24 protein-coding genes are annotated in these 24,957 nt (G+C 50.2%); 19 read left to right on the top strand and 5 right to left on the bottom strand.

Features of this window, described 5'->3' with window-relative positions; genetic code table 11:
• Positions 1-42: 42 nt before the first annotated feature.
• The gene (locus ACG2E4_RS00650; protein WP_395257738.1) at positions 43-579 is read right to left on the bottom strand and encodes a DinB family protein; all 537 of its coding nucleotides are present in this window, start codon (positions 577-579) and stop codon (positions 43-45) included.
• Positions 580-803: 224 nt separating this feature from the next.
• Between ACG2E4_RS00650 and ACG2E4_RS00645 the strand changes: the two genes are divergently transcribed.
• The 4 genes from ACG2E4_RS00645 to ACG2E4_RS00630 all read left to right on the top strand — a co-directional run bounded on the left by ACG2E4_RS00645 (position 804) and on the right by ACG2E4_RS00630 (position 4,235).
• Positions 804-1,202: an HIT family protein gene (locus ACG2E4_RS00645; RefSeq protein WP_395257740.1), complete on the top strand. Its 399-nt coding sequence runs from the start codon at positions 804-806 to the stop codon at positions 1,200-1,202.
• Positions 1,199-1,630, top strand: a complete 432-nt coding sequence (locus tag ACG2E4_RS00640; RefSeq protein ID WP_395257742.1) for a type II 3-dehydroquinate dehydratase — start codon at positions 1,199-1,201, stop codon at positions 1,628-1,630. Before ACG2E4_RS00645 ends, ACG2E4_RS00640 begins: the two co-directional genes overlap by 4 nt.
• Positions 1,631-1,838: 208 nt before the next feature.
• Positions 1,839-3,311, top strand: coding sequence for a lipopolysaccharide biosynthesis protein (locus ACG2E4_RS00635; RefSeq protein WP_395275398.1), 1,473 nt, complete (start codon positions 1,839-1,841; stop codon positions 3,309-3,311).
• A gap of 108 nt (positions 3,312-3,419) precedes the next feature.
• The gene (locus tag ACG2E4_RS00630; RefSeq protein WP_395257746.1) at positions 3,420-4,235 is read left to right on the top strand and encodes an NYN domain-containing protein; all 816 of its coding nucleotides are present in this window, start codon (positions 3,420-3,422) and stop codon (positions 4,233-4,235) included.
• Between the two features lie 405 nt (positions 4,236-4,640).
• On the opposite strand, the gene rlmB is transcribed toward ACG2E4_RS00630, so the two are convergent.
• Positions 4,641-5,387: a 23S rRNA (guanosine(2251)-2'-O)-methyltransferase RlmB gene (rlmB, locus tag ACG2E4_RS00625; RefSeq protein WP_395257748.1), complete on the bottom strand. Its 747-nt coding sequence runs from the start codon at positions 5,385-5,387 to the stop codon at positions 4,641-4,643.
• 132 nt (positions 5,388-5,519) lie between these two features.
• Here rlmB and ACG2E4_RS00620 point away from each other — a divergent pair, with 132 nt between their 5' ends.
• The 15 genes from ACG2E4_RS00620 to ACG2E4_RS00550 all read left to right on the top strand — a co-directional run bounded on the left by ACG2E4_RS00620 (position 5,520) and on the right by ACG2E4_RS00550 (position 21,966).
• The gene (locus ACG2E4_RS00620; RefSeq protein ID WP_395257750.1) at positions 5,520-5,867 is read left to right on the top strand and encodes a hypothetical protein; all 348 of its coding nucleotides are present in this window, start codon (positions 5,520-5,522) and stop codon (positions 5,865-5,867) included.
• Positions 5,868-5,869: 2 nt separating this feature from the next.
• Positions 5,870-6,196 (top strand): hypothetical protein, encoded by a 327-nt coding sequence (locus ACG2E4_RS00615; RefSeq protein ID WP_395257752.1) that lies wholly within the window; start codon positions 5,870-5,872, stop codon positions 6,194-6,196.
• Between the two features lie 79 nt (positions 6,197-6,275).
• Complete coding sequence (locus ACG2E4_RS00610; RefSeq protein WP_395275397.1) at positions 6,276-7,055, top strand: glycerophosphodiester phosphodiesterase; 780 nt, start codon at positions 6,276-6,278, stop codon at positions 7,053-7,055.
• A gap of 418 nt (positions 7,056-7,473) precedes the next feature.
• A complete protein-coding gene (locus ACG2E4_RS00605) occupies positions 7,474-9,126 on the top strand; it encodes a CTP synthase (protein WP_395257756.1) in 1,653 nt (550 codons plus the stop codon).
• A 1-nt stretch (position 9,127) separates the two neighbouring features.
• Positions 9,128-9,610, top strand: coding sequence for an NUDIX domain-containing protein (locus ACG2E4_RS00600; protein WP_395275508.1), 483 nt, complete (start codon positions 9,128-9,130; stop codon positions 9,608-9,610).
• 243 nt (positions 9,611-9,853) lie between these two features.
• Positions 9,854-11,533, top strand: a complete 1,680-nt coding sequence (locus ACG2E4_RS00595; protein WP_395257758.1) for an NAD+ synthase — start codon at positions 9,854-9,856, stop codon at positions 11,531-11,533.
• Positions 11,534-11,803: 270 nt separating this feature from the next.
• The gene (locus tag ACG2E4_RS00590) at positions 11,804-13,789 is read left to right on the top strand and encodes a LysM peptidoglycan-binding domain-containing protein (protein WP_395257760.1); all 1,986 of its coding nucleotides are present in this window, start codon (positions 11,804-11,806) and stop codon (positions 13,787-13,789) included.
• 28 nt (positions 13,790-13,817) lie between these two features.
• Complete coding sequence (locus ACG2E4_RS00585) at positions 13,818-15,473, top strand: S41 family peptidase (RefSeq protein ID WP_395257762.1); 1,656 nt, start codon at positions 13,818-13,820, stop codon at positions 15,471-15,473.
• A gap of 3 nt (positions 15,474-15,476) precedes the next feature.
• On the top strand, positions 15,477-16,316 hold the full coding sequence (locus ACG2E4_RS00580) for a PHP domain-containing protein (protein ID WP_395275395.1): 840 nt from the start codon (positions 15,477-15,479) through the stop codon (positions 16,314-16,316).
• 11 nt (positions 16,317-16,327) lie between these two features.
• The gene (gene ribH, locus ACG2E4_RS00575; RefSeq protein ID WP_395257766.1) at positions 16,328-16,804 is read left to right on the top strand and encodes a 6,7-dimethyl-8-ribityllumazine synthase; all 477 of its coding nucleotides are present in this window, start codon (positions 16,328-16,330) and stop codon (positions 16,802-16,804) included.
• Positions 16,805-16,869: 65 nt separating this feature from the next.
• Entirely contained in the window at positions 16,870-17,691 is an 822-nt protein-coding gene (locus tag ACG2E4_RS00570; protein WP_395275394.1) for an isoprenyl transferase, read from the top strand.
• Positions 17,692-17,737: 46 nt separating this feature from the next.
• Positions 17,738-20,227 carry an outer membrane protein assembly factor BamA gene (gene bamA, locus ACG2E4_RS00565; RefSeq protein WP_395275393.1) on the top strand — a complete coding sequence of 830 codons (2,490 nt, stop codon included), beginning with the start codon at positions 17,738-17,740 and terminating at the stop codon, positions 20,225-20,227.
• 5 nt (positions 20,228-20,232) lie between these two features.
• On the top strand, positions 20,233-20,799 hold the full coding sequence (locus tag ACG2E4_RS00560; RefSeq protein WP_395275392.1) for an OmpH family outer membrane protein: 567 nt from the start codon (positions 20,233-20,235) through the stop codon (positions 20,797-20,799).
• Between the two features lie 54 nt (positions 20,800-20,853).
• Entirely contained in the window at positions 20,854-21,387 is a 534-nt protein-coding gene (locus tag ACG2E4_RS00555; protein WP_395275391.1) for an OmpH family outer membrane protein, read from the top strand.
• 30 nt (positions 21,388-21,417) lie between these two features.
• The gene (locus ACG2E4_RS00550; RefSeq protein WP_395257776.1) at positions 21,418-21,966 is read left to right on the top strand and encodes an OmpH family outer membrane protein; all 549 of its coding nucleotides are present in this window, start codon (positions 21,418-21,420) and stop codon (positions 21,964-21,966) included.
• Between the two features lie 152 nt (positions 21,967-22,118).
• On the opposite strand, the gene ACG2E4_RS00545 is transcribed toward ACG2E4_RS00550, so the two are convergent.
• The 3 genes from ACG2E4_RS00545 to ACG2E4_RS00535 form a co-directional block, all read right to left on the bottom strand.
• Positions 22,119-23,231 (bottom strand): VWA domain-containing protein, encoded by a 1,113-nt coding sequence (locus ACG2E4_RS00545; RefSeq protein ID WP_395257778.1) that lies wholly within the window; start codon positions 23,229-23,231, stop codon positions 22,119-22,121.
• 346 nt (positions 23,232-23,577) lie between these two features.
• Entirely contained in the window at positions 23,578-24,093 is a 516-nt protein-coding gene (locus ACG2E4_RS00540) for a hypothetical protein (RefSeq protein WP_395275390.1), read from the bottom strand.
• Between the two features lie 3 nt (positions 24,094-24,096).
• Positions 24,097-24,900, bottom strand: coding sequence for a hypothetical protein (locus ACG2E4_RS00535; protein ID WP_395275389.1), 804 nt, complete (start codon positions 24,898-24,900; stop codon positions 24,097-24,099).
• Positions 24,901-24,957 lie beyond the last annotated feature (57 nt).

The following is a 24,957-nucleotide window of genomic DNA, read 5'->3' as shown; positions in this document are numbered from 1 at the left end:
ACACCGCGGGATCGAGATCAACCCCGGTCCCGGTCAATGGTGCTACTGGCTCCATGGCGGAACCACTTCGTTCATCCGGGCATAGGCGATAGATTGGCCGACATGTTCGCTCATATGGCTGAGCAGCATGACCAACACGCCCTGCCCATCGGTAGATCGACCATAAATTTCGGTTTGTTCCCTCAGCTTGGCATCCGGCATGTTCTGTACGGATTCCTTGACATGCTGTATGGATTGTTCGAGTAGGGATACAATTTCTTCTTTCCCGGTCATGGAACTAATATTTTCCATGTCCACACCGTCGGGCGCGGGTATGTCGAGAGCTCCCTGTAGCATGGAGAAGTTGGCTCCGGCAATATGCCGGTATACTTCGCCTACCGAACTAACTCCTTCCATCGGCCGCCAGTCGTAATGCTCGGCGGGCATCGCCTTTGCGAGTTCAAGCACGCGGGAGCTGTAGTCAAACTGGCCGATAAACTGCTGTTTGAAATTGTTTTCGGAGCTTTCCTGGGCAGAAGCCGGATACCCGGAAAATACGAGCACAACGGCTGCAAACAGAGTGGTGAGTGTTTTTTTCATGGCAGTGGTCCCTGGTTAATGATGAATGGTACGCGTAAGCAAAATATGCAAAACAGTTCCACCCGTTCCAAATGGATTTTCAGAGGGGGGTTGAAGTAAATCTGCACATACCGCGTTACAGAGGGAGTCAGGCACTCATATTCAATCATTTCATCAAATCCCTGAAAATATAGGTTTAAAACGATATAATAGAACAAACCAGAAATAGAATTCAGAGGTATCTTATGTCTACTATTTTTACCAAGATTATCGAGGGAGAAATTCCCTGTCACAAGATTGCAGAAAATGAAGAGCATATTGCGTTCCTGGATATTAATCCCATTGCCCGGGGACATACCCTGATTGTGCCTAAAAAAGAGATCGATTATTTCTTTGACCTGCCGGATGAGCTGTATCACAGCACCATGGATTTTGCCCGGGGGATAGCGGGAGCGATCGACCGCGCCCTCGAACCGTTTCGGACCGGGATTATCGTGCAGGGCCTGGAGGTTCCGCACGCGCACCTTCACCTGGTTCCCTTGTATAAAACGCGACAGGTGATGGCGCTGGGGCACAACGTGGAGGTGACGGAAAACGAGATGAAAGAGCTGGCCAAAAAGATCAGCGCCGAGGTAAAAATATGAAGCTGTTTATCCTCAACGGTCCAAATCTGAATATGCTGGGAAGTCGCGACCCTGAACAGTACGGGGCCTCAACACTGAAAGAAATCGAGACGATGCTCGTGGAGAGATTCCCGGAGCATGAACTTACCTTTTTCCAGAGTAACGGGGAGGGAGCGATTGTAAGCGCAATACAGGAGCTGGTCAGCGGCGACCATGAAGGATTGGTGGCCAATTTTGGAGCTTACACCCATACTTCTGTTGCGATACGGGATGCACTTGAACTGCTGACGATTCCTGTCGTTGAAGTCCATCTCTCCAACATCCACGCCCGGGAGGCGTTCCGCCATAAAACGTTGACCGGTGCTGTCTCAACGGGGATTATTGCCGGCTTTGGAAAACAGAGCTACGTTTTGGGTATCCAGGCGGTAGAACAGCTGTTAAATAGATGAGTTGAATTTGAGCCAGTTGCCGGCCTCTTATCACAAACTTTGCTGAGTTTGGTAAAGGAGTGCACCGCGTGCATAAATTAGCATCATTTGCAGGAACTCTTGTAATGTGAGGGGTGAGCAGTATTGCGGTATTAATCTCATGAAAGGGTAGCCGTGATCACCGAAAACAGGCGATTCCACTGAAGAATAAACGATAACAAAAATATTCTTGAAGAAGCTTAAAGAACTCCTGTCCGATACCCTGGTGTACGGCATCAGCAGTGTGCTGGCCCGTTTTATCAACTATCTGCTGGTACCGTTCCACACGGATGTGTTTCGGCCTGCCCAGTATGGCGTAGTGGGACTGATTTATGCGGCGATCGCTTTTTTGAATGTTATTTTCACCTTTGGAATGGAATCGGCCTACCTGCGGTATGCCAAAGATCGCGACAAGGCCCGAGACGTATTTAAAACCCTGCAGCTGGGCCTGTTGGGCATCGCCACGATACTGGCGTTCCTGCTCTGGCTGCTCTCCCCATGGCTGATGCCGTTGATGAGCCTGGATGCCGGCACGGAAACGATCTACCTGATGATGATCGGCATCCTGTGGTTCGATACTCTTTCTATCGTACCGTTTGCCGAGCTGCGGCTGGTCCGCCGCTCCTGGCTGTTTGCCACTCTGCGGACCGGGAATGTATTGATAAATCTCGGCCTCAACTTTTTCCTGATTCTGTCGCTGGGCTGGGGTATTGAGGCTGTGTTCTGGGCAAATGTAGTGGCTTCGGGGGCAACAACGCTAGTGCTTTGGCTTTTGACGGCCGACATGCTCAGCGGTAGCTGGTCGCACCCGGTATTTCGGAAGGCGCTGAAGTTTGGCCTCCCCTTTATTCCCGCCGGAGTCGGGTATGCCATTAATGAGATGCTCGATCGCTTTTTTCTGAACAATTATCTTTCACCTGATGCGGTGACTGCTCTTTACGGAACCGGCTATACGCCGGAGGCTGTCGTCGGGGTATACAATGCCTGCTACAAGCTGGCCGTATTCATGCTGCTGCTTGTCCAGATGTTCCGGATGGCGTGGCAGCCCTTTTTTATGCGCCACTCCGATGATGCGCAGGCTCCCGCCCTGTTTCGGGATGTATTTCGATATTTTAATGTCGCAGCGGGTATCCTGTTTTTGTCTGTAGCCCTTTTTGTCGAGGAGATCGTACAGATAGAAATCCCGGTCCTGAACGCCTACATTATCGGGAAAGAATACTGGATGGGCCTCCATATCGTGCCGCTGCTGCTGGGGGCGTATTGGTTCCACGGCTGGTATATGAATTTTTCGGCAGGAATTTTCATCGAGGAGGAAACCCGGATTTTGCCCAAAATTACGCTGGCAGGGGCCGCCATCACCGTATGCGCCAACCTGGTCTTGATTCCTTTTTACGGCATGCTCGGCTCAGCAACAGCCACCCTTTTGAGCTATGCTGCGATGGCCCTCCTTCTTTATCATCGCAGCACAAAGGTCTACCCCGTATCCTATGAGCTCGGCCGTGCGGGGTTAATGATCGCCGTTGCGGCTCTTTGCCTGGTTATGCAACCTGCGATGATTCAATGGGCGGGATCGGAATGGACAGCCAATATCCTGTTGTTATTGATAGGCACCTTTCTGTTGGGATTGCTCGGTTATCGGAAGGGTGCAGCAGCTATTTCATGAATTGAGAAGGAGTAATCCCGCTATCTTTGACAGGTTGGATAACCAGGTGTAGCAGCGAGACCTGTTGCCAAAATTATTTCTTAAAGAATATCAGGTTTCAAAAGTATTATGGGAAAAACAGAACAAGTTGGCGTCTATGTTGATGCAGCAAATGTTTCGCAAAATGGTGGCTTCGGTCTTCGGTATGAGATTCTTCGTAAATTTGCGACCCGGGGCGGAGAGTACCCGGCCCGGTTGAACGTGTACCAGATTTATGATGCCAAACGGGCCAAGCAGGACAGCTCTTACCGCGATAAGGCGACCCGGTTTGCCGAGGTGCTGCGCGACTACGAATATAAAGTGATCGAAAAACCGCTTGTCCGGAATGAAAGTCAGTCTGATGGAGAAAGCAACATTAATTCTGCGGTAGATGTAGACATGACGGTCGACATCCTGCAGCAGGCCGACGAGCTGGACAAGGTTGTACTACTCACGAACAAGGCCAGCTTCGTGCGCCTGGTGCGCGCAGTGCAGCAGAAAGGGTGCCGGGTTGAGATTATAGGTTTCGACGCGATTGCCAGTCCGCTGAAAAGGGAGGCGGACATGTATATTTCAGGGTACCTTGTACCGGGTCTTCTGCCAATAGAATCGCCTTATGAATGGGGGCGCGTCGGTTCCCGGGTTCGGGGGGTGTGTTACGACTTTTCGCACAACGATGGGTACGGGTTTATGCGCTACCTGACCAGCTTCAATGAGCATTTGTGGATTACCGATTCCCGGTTCAAGGGATCGCCATACAAGACCGTGTTTGCCCATATCTCGCAATTTGAAGAGAATTTTGATACCAGTTTTCTGCCCAGTCGCGACCTGATCTTTGAGTTTGACCTGGCCGAGAGCGACAAGGGGCTCGTGGCAGAAAATATAGTCCTGGTTTCCGCCCCTTGATCTTTTTTATAGGCCCGTTCAGGAGCTGGCCGGGAGGAACTAGCCTGCATTTCCCACCAAGAAATTTGTTCTTCAGCAAGGCGAAGGGAAAATGGCCGCGCAGACGTACCTTCGCACGTTGAGCAGGCGATTTCCTCTTTAATGCAGCTGGAGGGCAAATCTCGCGGCACGTTACACCCTGTTACATACAATGGTCTGTAAAATATGATGTAAGATACTGCCGATCATGAGGGTACATAATTTTATCAAAAATTATCGTGAGAAATGCGGGCTAGCGGTCTGGAGAGCTCAGCCCATTTGTTGCCGGCCGCAACGGTTTCGGCCGGAGGGGACGGACTCCAGGGGCGTTGTGTTATTCCGGGTGAGATCAGTATCCGCCCGTTTTCTTTTGACGGATCGAGGGCGTCATCCCTTTTTTCTTCTCCATTCGTAGCTCAGCAGGGCGGCACTGACCGATGCATTCAGCGATTCAACCCGGTTATGCATCGGGATGGCAAAGGTATAGTCGCAGTGTTCCAGCGTCTTCTGGCGGATGCCGCTGCTTTCACTGCCGATCACAAACGCCAGTGGCCGATCAACCTGGAGGTCCCATAGTTGCGTTTCACCTTCCTGGTCTAGCCCCCCAATCCAAAAGCCGGCCTCCTTCAGTTTTAGGATCGCCTGGTTCAGGTTGCCCACTCTTACGGTGGGAATGCGCCCTGCCGTGCCGGCGGATGTTTTAAACACTGTGGCGTTGATCGGGGCCTGCCGGTGTTTGGGAACCAGTACCGCATCAATACCCGCGGCTGCGGCCGTGCGGAGAATGGCTCCCACATTGTGTGGATCTTCCAGCCCGTCCAGCAAAAGAATGCCCGGGTAGGCAGCGAGGTCGAGCGTGTCCAGCCAGGGACCGAATTCATGGTACTCAATCGCGCTCATTAAGGCTACAACCCCCTGGTCGTTGACCGATCCCACGAGGTTGTGCAACCGGGATCCCGGAACGTGGGAAATCGGAATACGGTTATTAGAAGAGAGACTAAAAATGGAGTCAATATCCTGATCTTTGACAGAATCTCGCACAAATATTTTTTCTATGCGCTCGGGCTCATGTTCAAGCGCCTCCTTTACGGGGTTCCGGCCGTAAATGTAAATGTTTTCATCGGTTTCAGGCATATTATTAATAAACAGATTGAAAAATTATCTAATTCGGTTAACTTATATATGGGAATAGGAAAACGGTGATTTAAAAAAGTAGATTATCGTTGCAAAGGACTTCCCTACCTCTTTAAAATAAGGAATAACGTCATGGACTTAGAACATAAAAACAAGGGACATTTTCTTTCTTCGGATTCATCGGATTTAATGCAGCCGAACCAATCCTCCAGGTTGTTGAACCTGTTTAATCGGAGCCAGGCGCCGACAACATTGATCTTTATCGCCTCAATCCTGGAGATCGTGCTTGGTGTTGGTGTTGTGTTCGCATCGGTTGCGGGGCTCATGGAACCGCTTTGGTTCTCGAACTTTATGTGTTTGCTGGGAAGCCTCGGCTGCATGATCGGAGTGTTCCTGTTGTATAATATTATTCACAAAGATGGCAATGCGGAAGAACTGCTGCGCGAGGCCACCCGCCGAATTATGAACGCCCAGAACTGACTATGGAGCAGGAGATCCCTGACGAGCAGAAGCAGAAGTACGAATCGTATTTGAATATTCATCTCAAAAAAAATCAGACGGAGCTGCCGATCGATCAAAAGATCACCCTGCTGGAGAAAAGAGATCGCAACAAATGGTTCCACCTGCTCATAAACGTGGCTGCTATACTCCTTTTTGGCTACTCTTTTTACTTTGACTTAACACAGCTAAGTCAAACTTTTTTTATCATTATTGCAGTAGTTTTTGGAATTAACGTAGTTCTCATTTTCTACCAGAAACGACAAATTCGGTCACTCATAGAATATTTACAAACACAAAAGCATGATTAGACCCGTCTGTGTGTTTTTAACAGTATTTGCTGCAATATCCCCTGCTCTATCTGCCCAGGAATCTGAATCTTTCCCCTATATGCTTCCCACTCTTTATAGCGACAACGGAGATAACTTTATCGTCATCGCCCACCGCGGGGCCAGTGCCTATTTTCCCGAAAATACCATGCCGGCGTTCCGGGGAGCAGTTGAGATGGGAGCGGAGATGATCGAAATTGATGTGATGATGAGCAGCGACGGGGTGCCGGTCGTTTTTCATGATGCAACACTTGCAGACCATACCAACGGGGAGGGGGAACTGGCTGATTATTCCCTGGATGAGTTAAGAGAGCTGGATGCCGGTTCATGGTTCGGCGCGGAATTTGCCGGTGAGAAAATACCCACCCTGGAGGAGGTTCTTCAGTTTGCCAGAGACAGGATTGCCGTGAATATTGAGATCAAGACCGAGGCTGTCACGGATCAGGAAAGAGGGGGCGTAGAGGAGAAATCACTTGAGCTGGTCAGGAAGTACGGGATGGAAGACCACGTCCTTTTTTCCAGCTTTGACTACCGGGCGATAGCACACATAAAAGCGCTGGAACCAACCATGCCGGCGGCTCTTTTGTATAACAGTCAGACCTCCAACAAGCGACTGCCCTCGCAGCTGGTGGCCGATTACTCTGCTGATGCATTTAACTGTAGTTACAAGCAGCTGAATCGCAAGCGGTTACGGGACATCCGGCTGCACAATATACCGGTGTTTGTATATACCGTGAACCAGCAGCAGAGAATGAAAAAACTGGTGAAAATGGGGGTGACGGGTATCTTTTCGGATAAGCCCGACCTGCTTCGGAAGGTGGCGGAGAGTGTGAACAAGTAATACGGACCTTCCTCTCTTGATGGATATTCTTTAGAGAAGAGAACGATTGACCCTTTTCCCGTGAAGAAAAAATGGGGGACAGTACTTGTCAGGGCCTGTCCCCCCTTAGGTTAACCATATCTTTTACTGGGTAATGAACCCGATCTATCATCTACATTGACATTATAGCCCTTTTGAGCGTAGATGTTCCAAGGTGTTGCAGCCTGTAGCAGGAGAATGCCGGCTGATGAGGGCAATATAATGCAGGGAAGCCCGGTACGGTCTGCCCGTCATCATTTCTATTGGACCGTTACCAAATGCTAATTACACCATCGATCGCCATGGCACTTACGAAATCCAAAAAAAGTTTATAACGGTTTGAATGGTGAGCCGAAAGGTTCTATTTTTCCTTAACCCTCAACTCAACCTTCAGCACATAATGGCAACGAAATATATTTTCATCACCGGCGGTGTTACATCCTCACTAGGCAAAGGTATCATCTGCGCTTCGCTCGGACGACTTCTTGTGGCCCGGGGACTGAAAGTGACCATTCAAAAGCTGGATCCCTACATCAATGTGGATCCCGGGACGATGAATCCCTATGAGCACGGAGAAGTTTTTGTGACCGATGACGGCGCGGAAACAGATCTCGACCTGGGGCATTACGAGCGGTTCCTGGATATCAAGACCTCCCAGGAAAATAACGTGACAACCGGCCGTATCTACTACGATGTAATCAACAAGGAGCGCCAGGGGGCTTACCTGGGTAAAACGGTGCAGGTCATTCCCCATATTACGGATGAGATCAAATCGCACGTGCTGCAGCTGGGGGAATCGGGCGACTATGATGTGGTCATCGCCGAAATTGGCGGTACCGTTGGCGATATCGAAAGTCTGCCCTACATTGAAGCAGTACGCCAGCTCCGGTACGATGTGGGTCGCCAAAACACGCTGGCCATTCACCTGACGCTGGTGCCCTACCTGTCTGCGGCACGGGAACTGAAAACAAAGCCGACCCAGCATTCAGTCAAGACGCTCTCGGAAAGCGGACTCCAGCCAGATATTATTGTCGCCCGCACGGAACATCATCTTGACCAGAGTATTCGTCGAAAAATTGCTCAATTTTGTAATGTGGAGGTCGAAGATGTGATTGAATCGATCGACGCCCCGAGCATCTACGAAGTACCGCTGCTGATGCAGAAAGAGGGACTTGACGCCCGGGTTATCGACAAGCTTTCGCTCGAAAGGAAGGAGCCGGAGCTGGATCGGTGGATCGGCTTTGTTGAGGCGGTGCGCAATCCTTCTACTGAGATAAAGATCGCCCTGGTCGGGAAGTATGTTGAACACCGGGATGCCTATAAATCTATTGTAGAAGCTTTTATTCACAGCGGAGCCGTTAACGACTGCCATGTCGATATTGTATGGATACAATCGGATGACCTGAACGACAACAATATTGCCAAGAAGCTGGAGGAAGTATCGGGGATCCTTGTAGCCCCTGGTTTTGGAGGCCGGGGAATCGACGGCAAGCTGTCGGCGATAAGGTACGCCCGTGAAAATGGAGTTCCCTTCTTTGGTATTTGCCTGGGAATGCAGTGCGCTGTCATTGAGTTTGCCCGGAATGTCTGTGGCTGGGAGGATGCCAACAGTACGGAGTTTGACGAGGACTGTGAACACCCGATCATCGATCTCATGCCGGAGCAGAAGGAGATTGAAGACAAGGGGGGAACTATGCGGCTGGGCCTGTACGATTGCAAGATTAAGGAGGGTACCAAAACCCACCAGGCATACGGCACCGATTTTGTACAGGAACGCCATCGCCACCGTTACGAGGTCAACAATAACCTGCGGTACCGGTTGATCGAAGAGGGGATGAAGCTCTCGGGCGTAAACCCACATCGGGATCTCGTGGAGATTATTGAACTGCAGGAACATCCCTGGTTTATCGGTGTTCAGTTCCACCCGGAGTTGACCAGCACGGTCAACAATCCACAGCCCCTTTTTGTGGATTTTGTAAAGGCAAGCCTGGAATATGCCAGGCAGAATGATTTAACGAGTCCTGTCAACAAAGAAGAGGTTGTGGTTGGCTGACATGCCCGGCTCGCCCTATAAAGGACGAATTCGTGTTCGGGTCAGCGGCCTGCTGATCCGGGATGAGGCTCTCCTTATGATCAGGATGCGTTCTCCTGTAACCGGCCGTACCGTCTGGTTGCCGCCGGGCGGCGGTGTGAAGTTCGGAGAAACCGCGGAAGAGGGATTGGTAAGAGAATTTCGGGAAGAAACAGGACTCCAGATAGAGGTCGGCTCCCTGCGGCACGTCAATGAACTGGTGGCTCCCCCTTTTCATGCCCTTGAGTTCTATTTTGATGTTACCGGCATGGGTGGGGAACCATCACTTGGCAGCGATCCCGAACATCCCGACAGCGGTCAAATTATGGAAGAACTCCGGTTTATACCGGTTGAAGAGTTGGAATCCTACTCTGAACCGATTGCCCCGGACTATATACGAACCGATTTTGCGGCTGAGCAGCGAGCCGGCAAGGAGGGCATAAGCTATTCGCCGGAGCATCGCTGAAATCCGTATTTCATCTCTTGGATCATTGTTATACATTGGATTCCGTGAATTTGTCGTTTTTCCCATTCTCGGTTTTTACGTACCAGTAATTCTTACGTAACATTTTTATCCCATAGTAGATAAGGAGTCCGAAACCTGGAAATATGCCGAAACTGGGCAAAAAACGGTTTGGCAAAGTCCTTTTGCAAGTTAAATGGAATTGTAAAACTAATGTGAACTGACGCCCCTGGAGTTGCCGTAATCATGAAAATACGTCTTCAACAGTTAAACCAGACTATTGGTGACCTGGAACAGAATGTACGCTCAATACTCCAAGCCCTGGAAGAAGCTGTATCGGATGGAATAGACCTGTTGGTCCTGCCGGAGATGACGGTCTGTGGATATCCGCCCATGGATCTGCTGGAACGGGCGGCCTTCCGCAATTCAGTTTATGCTGCCAACGAAAGGATTATTAAAGCCACCACGGTAAGCACGGCACTTGTATTTGGCAGTATAACCCCAAACAGGGGCTTGCGGTTTGGCCGGCAGTGTTGCAATACCGCCCTGGTTGCCCGAAACGGAAAGAAGCTGGCACAGGTCCACAAAACGCTCCTGCCCACCTACGATGTATTTGACGAGCTGCGCTATTTTGAACCGAACGATCATTTTGAATGTATTGAAATTGATGGAATCAGGCTGGGGATTACCATCTGCGAGGATATATGGTACAATGAAAATGACATCCAGTACCACACCTACCGGTTGAATCCGGCCGAAGAGCTGGCTGAACGGGGGGCGCAGGCGATCATCAATATATCCGCTTCACCCTTTACTAAAACCAAACCGCAGAGCAGGCAGCGGATGTTGCAGGATCACGCCCGGAACCTGCAGCGACCGCTGTTTTACTGCAACCAGGTCGGGGCCAACACCGAGCTTGTTTTTGACGGGGATTCGATGGCGGTCGACAGCCAGGCAAATATGGTGGCCCGGGCCCCCCTTTTTGAAGAGTGTTACGTGGATACGGCGTGGGATGTCGAAAACGATTCACTTGTAAATATTGGGCAGCCCCCTGCTGAAATACCGGAGAAGTCAGAAGGTGTTTTCAAAGGCCTGTCACTGGGTCTGAAGGACTACCTGAGAAAGACCGGCATTGCCGAAAAGGTTATTCTCGGACTCAGCGGCGGTATCGATTCCACGCTTGTGGCCTGTATCGCAGCCGAGGCGCTTAAGCCAGGCAATGTGATCGGCATTACCATGCCCTCGGAGTTTTCGTCTGAAGGCAGCATCAGTGACTCCGAACGGCTGGCAGAAAACCTGGGAATCGGGTTTCATCAGCTGGCCATTAAAGATATTTACGAGCAATATGAGGATACGCTGGAACCGTTGTTCAGGGGTACCTCCTTTGGGGTGGCCGAGGAAAACCTGCAAAGCAGGATCAGGGGCATGCTGCTTATGGCAGTTGCCAACAAGTTCGGGTATATGCTGCTCAATACCGGGAATAAGTCGGAGATGGCCACCGGCTACTGTACGCTTTATGGAGATATGAACGGGGGACTGGGAGTGCTGAACGACCTGTACAAAACCGAAGTATATGATATGGCCCGCTGGCTGAACGAGCATTATTACGGGAGGAATGTGATTCCGCAGTCTGTCATCGACAAGCCGCCGACGGCAGAACTTCGGCCCGGTCAAAAAGACTCTGACAGCCTGCCGCCCTATGAGGTGCTGGATCCCATTCTGTACAGCTATATTGAAAAGCAGGAGTCGGCCGAACGCATCGCGGAACAAGGTTTTGATTACGACCTCGTAAAACGACTTATAAAAATGGTCGACAACAACGAGTTCAAACGATTCCAGGCCACACCGGGTTTAAAAGTATCGCCCAAGGCGTTTGGCAGCGGGCGGCGCTGGCCTATCGTACAGCAATGGACGAAACACCAGTAGTGTTCCCCGGATCTTCTGCCCAAATTTAAAATCGGGAAACAGAACAACTTGCAGGTTACTCTGCACGAGCTGAAGTTCTTCATCCCGGGACCCCCGCGGTGATTTATCCCGCAAATTCGAATTGCCGGTGTACATAAGGTTGTGGAATTAGGGAGGATATGTTTAATTTTAATTCGGATTTATTAAATTTTCACCTAATTTGATATCAAATCTATCCTTAAAAGATTAAATCGGTACGGCATGCAAAAGCGATATCTGTGTATCCTAATTATGTTTCTAACAGCAACTGTTTTTACGGCTGAGGCCCAGAACCGGGATTCGGAGGTGGAGTTGGAGGAGGTGCCGATCGGTAAAAAGCTACTTCCCTACAACAATCCGTTGCAACCTGTGGAAATGGATTTTGGCGATGCAGGTGAACCGGAAGCAAGGGAGCTTGACGAGTTCCAGAAGGAAATAATGAACCGGATTGCGGGTATCTACCGTCTGCATGTGAACGCGATAGAAGCACAGATCAATAACGATCCTGTCAACACCGAAAAAAATATTAACAACGCCCTCTCCTCCATCCAGTCGTTGCTGGATGAATTCCCGGAGGTGCAGTCGGACAAGCGGTTTAACGAACTTTACCGGTCGGTGATGACCGAGTACCGCGAGTTTTACGGTATTGAAGACTCTTCCAGGGAGGTTGAAGGGGAAATTTTTGAAATCCAGGAAGAACTTTTTGCTGAAAACAATGACTGGATGAAAGAGGGATACGTGCTGCCGGAAAATATAACGGTAAATGAAACGGATGTACCGCTGGTACAGAACCGGCAGGTGAACCGTCACCTTATGTATTACACGATGCGGCGCCCCGAAGTGATGGAGAAATGGCTTCAGCGTTCGGAAAAGTATTTTCCCATGATGAGACGGATATTCAGGGAAGAGGGCGCGCCGGAAGAGCTGATTCACCTTTCGATGATTGAAAGCGGGCTGAATCCGCGGGCACGGAGCTGGGCATCCGCAGTGGGGATGTGGCAGTTTATCCGGGCGACGGGCTCCATGTATGGTTTGGAGGTCAACTTTTGGGTGGATGAACGACGAGATCCGGAGAAGGCAACGCGTGCGGCGGCCCGTCACCTGGTAGACCTGTATAATATCTGGGGCGACTGGCACCTGGCGATGGCCAATTATAATATTAGTCCACGCGGTTTGAAACGGGCAATTCGGGCTGGCGGCGGCATTGAGGATTACTGGGCTGCTTATGACTATCTGCCGCGCGAAACCCGCGGATATGTGCCCGGCTTTATCGCTGCCACGATGGTCGCTCACAATCCCGTCGAATTTGGATTCCAGACGGAATATGGCGAAAGCGAATACGATTACGAGACGGTTGAGGTAGATCCCTTGATGCCGCTGGATCAGCTGGCAAAAGCGGCCTCGATAACAACCGAGGAGCTCAAGGAATACAACCCTGAACTGCTGCGTTGGGCTACTCCCCCGGGGAGCAGATATTCGCTGAAACTGCCCGTTGGTACGAAAGAGGAGTTCCAGGAAAACTATGAGAATATCCCAAGGGAAGATCGCAACCGAAACATCGCTATGCACACGGTACAGCGGGGCGAAACGCTGGGACATATCGCCCGCAAGTATGGCACATCGGTCCGCGCGTTGTACGAGACCAATGACAACCTTTCGAATGTTATTTATCCGGGGCAAAAACTGGTTGTTCCCCTTGCGCCGGGCAGCAACGAGAAGCTGGCGGTGAATCGCCCGACCCATCAGCCGCGCAGCAGCAGCGCTTCGAACACGCGATCTCGGGCAAAGGCACCGGCCAACACCACCGCAGTTAGTTACAAGGTCAAAAAGGGGGATACCGTGGGCCATATTGCCGAGTGGTATGATGTGCGCGCCTGGCAGATCCGGGGATGGAACGGAATTTCAAATTATATCCACCCGGGACAAACGCTGACCGTTTATGTTCCTGAAAGCAAGGAAAACTATTACCGGCAGGTCAACGAAATGCCGTTTGATAAGAAGCAGAGCATTGAACGAGAGCAGCGTTCAGGCAAAGATGTGACCCAGCTGTACGCCTCTGCTGAAGGCTCCAGTTCAAATTCAGGTTCCAGTTCTGGGTCTACGGTGTATACGGTACGTCAAAACGATACGTTAATAGAGATAGCGAATTCATTTGGAGTGTCTGTGTCCCAAATCAGGCAGCTCAACAATATACAGGGATCGCAGATCTACGTGGGGCAGACTCTTCGCATTAAATAGAGTTAGAAACAACGAGTAGTGTGGTTTAATGAGTAAAAAAGCAAAAATTACGGCTGTTGCCGGCTCCCTTGTCCTTTTTCTGATGGTGGCCGGTGCGGCAAGGTTACCTGATGTTTACTTCCAGATAAAAAAGAATTTCACCATTTTCAGTGAGGTATTCCGCGAGGTGTCCCTCAATTATGTAGATGAGGTGAATCCCGAAAAGCTGATGCGCAAAGGGGTCGACGCGATGCTGGAATCGCTGGATCCCTATACTGTATTTATCGACGAGGCCCAGAACCAGGAACTTGATATCATTACCCGCGGAAATTATGGCGGGGTAGGACTTGAAGTTGGATTTAGAAGTAACAAAATAGTGGTAATCGCCCCGATGGAAGGGTACCCCGCCCATCGCAAGGGTATCCGTACCGGCGATGTCATTGTCAAGGTTAACGGCATTTCGGTAGAGAATTTATCTGCCGAGGAAGTTCAGAATATGACGCTTGGCGAACCTGGATCTACCGTCTCGCTGACGATAGAGCGCTATGGCAGTGATCAGCTGCTCAATTTTGAGCTCACACGAGAGCGGATTGATGTAAAAAATGTGGCCTACAGCGGCCTGGTGGGGAGCAGTAACGATGTGGGGTATATATTGTTAAGCCGGTTTTCACAAAATACTGCCGAAGAGGTCCGAACGGCGATAACCGAGTTGCAGGATAGGGCCGATCTCAAAGGGCTTATCCTGGACCTGCGGAACAATCCCGGGGGGCTGTTGAATGAGGCTGTCTCCACGGTTGACAAATTTTTGGAGCCGGGCGTCAAGGTGGTGGAAACGCGGGGACGCCTGAGCGAACATAACAGCACATACAGAACCGAAGAACCCGCAATGGTGGAGAAATTGCCGCTGGTAGTTCTGCAGAACGGCGGAAGCGCCAGCGCTTCTGAGATTGTGGCGGGGGCGCTGCAAGACCTGGACCGGGCGGTAATTATCGGTGAACAGAGTTTTGGCAAAGGGCTGGTGCAGGTAGTGAGGCCCCTTTCCTACAACAGCGCGTTAAAGATTACAACAGCAAAATATTATATCCCGAGCGGCCGCAGTATTCAGTCGGTAACCTACACCCATGATGAAAATAACTCCCAGATCAACATGCCGGACTCTGCCCGAAAAGCATTTCAGACCCGGAATGGCCGAACGGTGTACGACGGCCAGGGGATTGCTCCTGACCTTGAGGTCAGGGAAGATGCCCCCACCCTGCTTGAAACGGCCCTGTACCAAAACAGCCACTTTTTCTTTTTTGCCAACAAGTATGCAGCCAATCACAAATCGCTGGACGCACAAACCATTCCCGACTCCATTTTTGAGGAGTTCGAGGCTTACCTGGACGAAAACGATTTCAGTTATGAGACAAGAACGGAACAACATCTGGAAAAAGTGGAGGAACACTTTGCCAGTTTGGATGCCAGCAATGCCGTTGGCCAAAGCTTGAGTCAGCTGGAGCAGGCCCTTGACAATGAAAAGCAGGAAAATTTGCAGGAGCAAAAGGAGGAGATTAAACAGATTCTCTATCTGGAGCTTATCTCTCGTTACCGGGGGCAAAGCGGAAAGTACGAAGCGTCCGTTCAGTTTGATCCGTTTGTGGAAAGAGGGATCGAAGTAATACACAACGCCAATCGCTACCGACAAATACTGGCAATCAACCAATAGTTTTTGGGTAAGGCAGATTTACATATCCATACTACCGCCTCCGATGGCCGGTTATCTCCCGAAGAGGTCCCCGCGTTGGCTAGTGAAAACGGGCTGGAGGTGATCGCCATAACCGATCACGATACGATTGACGGTTACTTTCCGGCGTCTGAAGCCGGAGAGAGGATCGGGGTGGAGGTCCTTCCGGGCGTAGAACTCACCTGCGATTTTAACAACCGGGAAAGTCACCTGCTTGCCTATTGTTTTGACCCGGAAGATCCCGACTTCCTGCAGCTGCTGGCCCATCACAAGAAAGCCCGCCTCGATCGTATCGAGTGGATCGTCGGCCAGTTAACCCAGCAGGGGCTGGATATCGACAAAAATGAGGTGCGAGCCGAAGCTGCCGGTGGAAATGTGGGGCGTCCGCATGTGGCGTCGGTACTCGTCAAAAAAGGCTATGTAGGCAGTGCCAAGGAGGCGTTTATCCGGTATCTGGGCAACCATGCGCTGGGACCTATCCAGAGCTATTACGTATCGCACGAAGAGGCAGTTGAACGGATCAAGGGGGCCGGAGGTGCCACCATCCTGGCGCATCCGGGCGTGCTGTACTCCCGGGAAGAGATTGAGCAATGGATTGATGCGGGTCTTGACGGCCTGGAGGTTGTTCATTCCAGCCACAACTACGATCAGCAGAAAAAATACCGGGAGATGGCCGAACAGCACAATTTGCTTATGACCGGCGGAAGCGATTATCACGGCGACGGGGAGGGTTACCTGCGTAATTTTGGCGTTATCACGACCAGCCTGGCACAGGTTGAAAAACTCAAGCAGATGACCCGGCAGCGAAAAAAAATATCAGTTTAAAAAGTAGATAGATGCCAGTTCAACAGATTGAAGCAGATATAACGGATAGCACCTGGAAAATAGGTATTGTAGCAGCACAGTGGAATTCGTTTGTAACCGACAAGATGTTGGCGGGGGCGCTGGACCTGCTGCGCAGCAAGGGCCTGGCGGAAGACCAACTTGTGGTGGCGCGTTGTCCCGGTTCTTTTGAAATACCGCTGACGGTAAAAAAAATGCTCACAAAAGTGGATGGCGTAATTGCCATCGGGGCGGTTATTCGCGGGGACACCCCCCATTTTGATTATGTTTGTGAGGCGGTAACCAGGGGACTTGCAGATCTTAATCTCTCATCCGGCAAGCCGGTGGGGTTCGGGATTCTTACCACAGATACCGTTGAACAGGCAACGAAACGGGCCGACGCGGAATCCCCGAAAGGGAATAAGGGAACGGAAGCAGCCCTGGCCGTACTGGAGATGCTTTCCATAACACAACAAATTGAGAGCTTATAAGTTATGATGCTTGAATAACCGAGGATAAAGCACTAATATAATGAGCTTTTAAATAACTCATTAGGATGTCATTGAAACCGATTCAGCTTACAGATACAGAACAGGATGTTGTGGATAAGCAAAAGCAGCAGGAACTTGTTGCTTCCGGGGAGATCCCCCGGCATGTAGCCATCATCATGGATGGGAACGGTCGATGGGCCAAAAGCAAGGGCAATATACGCGCCTATGGCCATAAGGCAGGGGTTGACTCCGTACGCGACATTACCGAAGCGTGTGCGCAGATGGGAGTTGAATACCTGACACTCTACGCCTTTTCCACTGAAAACTGGGGGCGGCCCAAAGCAGAGGTCAATGCGCTGATGCGTTTGCTGGTTAACTCACTCAGAAAAGAGGCCGAAAACCTCCATAAAAACAATATTAAGCTGGCCACGATCGGGCAAATTGAACGGTTTCCCCAAAGATGCCAGGATGAACTCAAGGAAGCAGCCGAGTTAACGTGCGACAATACCAGGCTCCACCTGTGCCTTGCGCTCAGTTATTCAGGCCGGTGGGATATCACCGAGGCCGTAAAAAAGCTGGCCCGGGAGGTTAAGGAGGGGAAGGTCGATCCCGAAGATATTGATGACGATCTAATTAGTTCACACCTTTCGACAGCTGAAATACCGGATCCCGATCTTATCATCCGGACCAGCGGAGAATACCGCATAAGCAACTTTTTGCTTTGGCAACTGGCTTATTCCGAGCTGTATATTACAGAAACTTACTGGCCGGATTTCCGCCGAAACGAGCTCTATAAAGCCATTCAGTCCTACCAGAGCCGTGAACGGAGATTCGGAACACTGGAAGGAAATAAATCACAAAAGAAAAAGGCCGGTTCCTACGTTTAGTACACTCAACTTAATTCAGAAGTCTAATCAGCGATCAAAGAAAATTGTGGTTCAACGCTTACTTACCAAAGCTTTACTGTTTTTATTTCCACTAGCATTTTTCGTTTTCACAACGGCCGTTTACGCACAGGATACAGGCAGCGACACGCTTGATATTGAAATAAGCAACCCGTTGGAGGCGACCCCCAGTCAATATGAAATACTGAGCCTTTCGGTGGAAGGGGTGAATACTGTTCGTCCTTCGTTTATTGAAAGTACCAGCGGCCTTGAGGTGGGATCGACCATCACCATCCCGGGTGAAGATATCTCCCAGGCGATGAGGCGCCTGAACAGGACCGGGTTGTTTTCTGATATTGAAATTAACCAGACGGGAACTACCGCCGATGGGATACACCTGCAGATAAAGGTGGTGGAGCAGCCGCGACTTTCTGATTACGAAATACGCGGTGTGAAGCGATCAGAGCGGAATGATCTTCGGGAACGCCTGAATCTACTCTCCGGTTTTGCCGTGACCCAGTCGGCCAAAACACAGGCTGTTAATACGATTAAAAACTTCTATAAGGAGAAGGGACACTGGTTTACCGAAGTTGATATCTCCACGAGTACTGCGGATACGGTGCGAAACCGGGTGACCATGTATTTCGATATTGACCCGGGTGAACGGCTTGAGATCAAGGATATCCGGTTTGAAGGCAATGAAAACTACGACGAGAAGAAGCTCCGGAAAACACTGGATACAATCCAGGAGGATCGATGGTGGAAGATTTTTTCAAAAAAGCTGTTTAAGCAGGAAGACTACGAGGAGGCCAAAACCAACTTGCGGACCTTTTACCGGGAGAACGGGTTCCGTGATTTCTACATCGTGGAAGACTCGGTTTTCACCTACAACTACAAGGATGACAAGGAAGGGGTCGGGGTCTGGATCAAGGTCAGTGAGGGTCCCCAGTACAAAGTGCGGAATATCACCTGGGAAGGCAATACGGTGTATACCGATGAGCGCCTGACACAGGCACTGGGTTTCCAGAAAGGAGAGGTGTTTAACGAGACAAAATTCCAGGAGAACCTGCAGTTTACCCAGGGAAATACCGACGTCACCAGCCTCTACCACAATATCGGGTACCTGTTTTTTGATGTACAGCCCCAGATTGATGTGGTCGCCGAAGATTCACTCGATATCCATATGAATATTGTTGAGGATGAAATTGCCACCATCAATGAGGTTTCGTTCAGTGGTAATACCAAAACCCATGACGATGTGGTGCGCCGCACCCTGCGGACTATTCCGGGAGAAACATACAGCCGCCAGGCGATTGTGCGTACAGTCCGCGAGCTTGGGACCCTGGGCTATTTCCAGTCAGAAAATATAAATCCCGTCCCCCAACCCAACTACCAGGACAAGACGGTCGATATCAATTATGAGCTGGATGAGTCGCAGAGTACCGACAATTTTGAGTTTTCCGGGGGTTTTGGCGGACGTGGGATCGGACTGATTCTTTCGGCGCGGCTCAATTTCAACAATTTTTCAATGGGGCGGGCGCTGCGCGGAGAAGGGTTTAACCCGATCCCCTCGGGCGACGGCCAGAAATTGTCACTTGGGGTGCAGGTCACCGGTGGCGGTTATCAAAGCTACAGTTTTGGATTCCAGGAGCCGTGGCTCGGTGGCGAACCCCTCTCGCTGGGCGTCAACTTCAATTACAACCTGATCAAGTACCGGAACAGCGACCTGAGAAATGAGCTTTTTTCCGGAAGCGTCTCGCTCGGTAAACGCCTGAAGTGGCCGGACGATTATTTCACCCGCCGAACGGTCCTTTCGTACCAACTCTATGATGTGGCCGGTGGCGCATCGTTTCTTGCCGAGGGGACTTCCAGCATTTTGAGTATTACCCAGCAGATAGAACGAAATTCGCTGAACAATCCGATATCACCCACTTCCGGGTCAAAGTTGTTGTTCTCTGCCGAGGTAGCCCCGCCGCTGCCGTCATTTGCCCAATTCTACAAGCTTAAAACATCGTATCAGAACCACACGGCGCTTGCCGGAAAGCTGGTCTTTACCAATACGATTGAGTACGGATACCTGGGATACCTGGGTTCCGGGCAGCGCAGCAACTTCCAGCGATTTATGCTGGGGGGAACACAGATGCAGCAGCGACAGAGCTTTATCAATGACAACATTGATCTGCGCGGGTTTCCCGGCGGAAATAACGGGTCAATCACCCCACGCATTGACGGGCAAGAGGTCGGTGGCCGACTTTACAGCAAATATTCCCTGGAATTGAGATATCCTGCTGTGCAGGAAGACCAGGTCCAGGTGATCCCATACCTGTTTAGTGATGCCGGAAATGCATACCTGAATATCGAGGATTTTGCCCCGTTTGATCTGAAACGGGCAACTGGAGTGGGGGTACGGATATTTCTCCCCATTTTGGGACTGGTTGACTTGAGTTACGGCTATCGCCTGGATGGACTGCCGGGTACCAATCCCCCGATCGAGGCAGGCGAATGGGAGTTCTTGTTTAATATCGGAACGCCATTCTGATAAAGATGAAACGCTTAACGTCACATAACTGGAAGCTGCTCTGCCTGGCGGTTGTCGGCTGCCTGTCGGTGGGTACAGTTGCCGAGGCCCAGGAGCAGAAGATCGGGTATGTTAACACGGACACTATCCTGCAGCAGATGCCCGAATACAAAGGTATTGATCAAAAACTGCGTACCCTGAGCCAAAAATGGAAGAAGGAACTGGAACAGATGCAGAATGAGATCGAGCAGTTAAAACAGGATTTTTCCGACAGGGAAATACTATTTACTGAAGAGGTTCGTAACCAGCGGCAGCAGGAAATTCGCCGGCGGATACAGGAACGCCAGCAGTACCGTGAAGAGAAGTTTGGGGCCGAAGGTGAATACTTTCAACAACAAAAAGTACTGCTGGAACCGATACAGCGCAGGGTCTTTAGGGCAATAAACGTCGTCGCGGAACGTAATGGTTATGATTTCGTATTCGACCGGGCGGCAGATACAAGCATGCTCTATTTCAGGCAGGAATGGAATCTGAATGATGAAGTGCTGATGGAACTGGATATCAACACCGGCGCAAATCAGACGAGCAATTAAGAAAAATAGTTAGTATAATCACACGCCATTATAATCTGTAAACCCTTTACATTTATGTTTAGAAAGCTACTTGCTACAGCTTTTGTCCTTTTATTCGCATTTACACTTACAGCCGTAGGCCAGGATCTGAGTATCGGCTACATGAATCCACAGGAGGTGCTCAGTCAGCTTCCCGAACGGGCCGATATTGAACAGCAGCTAAACTCTTTTATCCAGGAAAAACGATCCGAGCTGGAGCGGGAGAGTACGGCCTTTCAGCAGGCGGTAAGCACCTACCAGCAGAATGCGGCCTCGATGTCGGAACAGGAACAGCAAAAAAGGGAAGAAGAGCTGGCAACCCGGGAGCAGGAGCTGATGGAGATGCAGCAAAGCATCCAGCAGCAGGTGCAACAGCGCCGTTCGGAACTGATGGCCCCCATTTACAACCGGATGGATCAGGCAATTGCCGCCACTGCTGAGGCTAATAATCTTGATTTTGTATTGAATGAGGCAACCGGCATGGGTGAAACTATTATCTATTATTCAGCCGATCAGAAGCTAAATGTTACCCAACAGGTTCTGGATCGTATGAATAGCGAATCAAATTAATTTAGAATCATATTAAAAGAGCAAGAAATTATGGTTAAGCGAGTACTTACAGTATTAGTTTTTTGTCTGGCATTTTCGGGGATGGCGCTCACGCAAAGCGCACAGGCCCAGGATAATCTTTCAATAGGCTATGTTGACCCGCAGGCTATCCTCAGCAAAATGCCGGAAATGAAGGCGGTGCAACAGCGCCTTCAAAATTTTGCGGACCGGAAACGCCAGGAGCTGCAGGATAAGCAGACCAATTTCCAGGAACAGGTTACCGCCTATCAGCAGAAATCGGCGGTCATTTCCGAAGAAGCTAAGCAAAAGGAAGAAGAACGACTTGGACAAATGCAGGCTGAACTGCAGCAGTTCCAAACACAGCTTCAACAGGAGATTCAACAGAAACAGCAAGAGCTTGTAGGTCCGCTGCTGCAGCAGATTGAAGAGGCTATCAATACGGTTGCTGAAGAACGGGACCTCACCTATGTACTGAATACCACCACGAGTAACGGGGATGTGATTATACTGTACGCTTCTCCTTCGGCCCGTGAAAATTATGATATCACCGATTCAGTTATGCAGCAGCTAGGCATTTAAGCTGATTACGGCATTGAAAAACAGTTGAAAAGTGAAGCCCTGAATATTGCGTTCAGGGCTTCACTTTTTTAGACGAGGGCTCTTCTATAAAACAACGGTTTTGCAAAGTCTCTTAGACAAAAGTGCCAGGGGAATGAACCGGTTCCAAAATGTTACTTCATCCGGCGCTTCCGGTTTTTGATATAGTCTTCAAATATATATTCTCCAAGGTTGTCGAGAGAGGAGAAATAGGCGCGCCCTTTATTGGCCTCCGTCAGCTCGCGGACAAAATCCTGCAGGTAGGGATCGCGGGCAATCATAAACGTGGTAATGGTGATATCGTCCCGGCGGCACTTCACCGCCTCATCCAGCACTTTATTGACAATTTTTCGGTCGAGGCCGTAGCTGTTCTTGTATATTTGCCCGTTTTCAATGATACAGGAGGGTTTGCCATCTGTGATCATGAATACCTGCTTGTTGGTAAATTTCCGGCGGTGCAGGATATGACGGGCCAGCTCCAAGGCCTGCTTGGTGTTGGTATGGTAGGGTCCGACCTCCAGGTAGGGCAGGTCTTCAATACTGACCTCCCAGGCTTCATTGCCGAATGCGACAATGTCCAGTGAGTCTTTGGAGTAGTTTCTCATAATAAGCTCTGAGAGCGCCATCGCCACCTTCTTTGCCGGGGTGATGCGGTCTTCCCCGTAAAGCACCATTGAGTGGCTCAAATCGATAAGTAATACCGTTGCGGCCGAGCTGTAGTGGTCGGTATCATGGACCCGCAGGTCATCTTCATGCAGGTTGACCTGGTCGATGGAACTGTGCTTCAGCATGTTCATCATGGTGCCCACGCTGTCGATATTGCTCACGTCATCCCCCTGCTGCCAGGGGCGGGTTTCGGGCTGTCGTTCGCGCCCTGTGCCGGTGTAATTGGTTTTGTGACCGCCAAAACTGCCTTTTTTCAGATTATTGAAAATCTCCTCGAGCGAGCGCTGCCGCAGGCTGCGTTCCGTTTTCCGGGTTATGATCATTGTCTGCTGATTCTCATCCTCCCGAATATATCCGCGTTCCTTCATCTCATCCATGAAATCAGCAATGCCGTAGCCCTCCTCAAACTGGTCGGTAAGCCCGTATTCTTTGTCCAGCTCGGTCAGCCACCGCATGGCCTGCGCCACATCGCCACTGGCAATCGTTAGCAGCTCCTGGAATAGATCCCACAACGTATCGAAAGGGGATTTGCCTGTTCCACGACTGAAACGTTCGTCCCACTGTTGGTACTTGAAATACATAAATAGTTGCGATCTGGGTTAGGTTTGTCGAAGGTTTCAGAACCAGTAATTTTGTCCGGGATCAACGCATGAGTTAATTCAGAACCGCAGTTTATATCCTATTATAGGGATTTATAATCTGCATAAATTCCGAGATTGGACAAAATAACGGTTTTACAAAGTCTACTGCGTATATGTTAACCAGTGAACAGCCTAAAACATTCAATATCGGCGGTTTTTGTATGTAATATTTATAACCAGATGGAGAACTTCAACGACAGGTACCGCCTGAGCCTGAATTAGAAAGGAGAAGCAGATGCCTGAATATTGTTGGCAATAAAGCCGCGTGAAGCGAGATCGGGAATATTTACTTTGTCACGGCAATTTCAACCCGGTCGACCAGCATACCGCCCGGGATGATCCCCACGGAACTCATGGAAAGTTCCAGTCGGTCGTTTTTGTTCACGGCAAGCTTGCCGGCGGACTGGTATTCGGTCCATGAAGAATCGGTGACGGCCACTGAAATACGTTTTCCCGTGCCGGTATTTGTTAGCACCACGTTCCCCCCGTTGACAAGGGTTTTACCCCACAGGCGGAGCTCCACCTCCAGGCTTTTGCCAATACCCGGTATCTCCAGTAACGCGTGCGGGTAGAGGCATCCTCCTGCAATATAGACCGATTTTTCTCCCCCGGCTGGTGGGGTCTCATTTCTTATGTTAAAAGCAGCGAAGCTTTGCCAGCCGGAGGTATCGGCTTTGCTCTCAAATGAGCTGAAATACAGTTTATCTGCCGATCCGGAGTTGAAAGGGGAAAGCGTGTTCCCGCAACCGGCAAAGAGTGCGTATGTGCAGAGGATCAGCACGCCGGTAATAAATCGTTTCATCGGTTAATTAATATTTTCAAGGGGATCGCCCTCCTCTCCCACAAACTGAACCGTTCCGTCGCTGTAGACGTCAAATACCCACACATGGGAATTTATGCACCCGGAGGGACAGTCGCCAAATCCGAGTGTGTAGTAGTAACGCAGGTGATTGCTGAAAAACAGGACATCAATTTCATTGCCGTCCGTTATGCCTTCTGAACCGGCATTGACGATGTAATCCAGCGTTCGGAACTGCCTGCCCACGGCAAATACATTGATCGCCTTGTCGGACTGAAGTTTTACTTCTGCATTGGGAGTGGATTCCACTGCCTGGTAGCTGACTGGCTCAAGATTAAATTCCTCCATCAGCATATCGATCTGTTCATTGCCTGTATCCGGCGCACCATTTTTCCAGGCACCGATCCACGGTGCGGTTGTATCCACATGAACTACCACCTGGCGCGGATGGGAGGGCATCTGAGCATGGATTTGATAATCTTCGGTAACCTCATTCGCTTTGGGATGCCCGGAGGCAGCCACATGTACAAGTCCATTATAGATCCTGTCAATCAACGGGCTGGGTATGGCTGTTTCGGTCGAATCGGAATTGTTAACATATCGAATAGCCAGTTTTTCAGCATCCTGTCGGTAGGCCTGCTGCAGTTCTGCAGAGAGTGAATCCTCGGGTGCCGGTACAATTTCAGCTCCCTCCCGCCAGTCAATAGTATCCAGCCGGGAGTTGGTACTGTCCAGCAGGCCGTCGCACGTGCTGAGAACGCAGATAGTCAGAATGGATATGATAAAGCGGGTTGTTCTTGCGCTGTTCATGGCTTGCAGATGATTTTTGATTTTACTTTTCTTGTTTCTACTGCTAATACACTTTCA

Source organism: Halalkalibaculum sp. DA384, from assembly GCF_043951955.1.
In the GTDB taxonomy this organism is placed as follows: Bacteria; Bacteroidota; Rhodothermia; order Balneolales; family Balneolaceae; genus JAMQKA01.
This window is presented reverse-complemented; position numbering and strand designations above follow the sequence as displayed.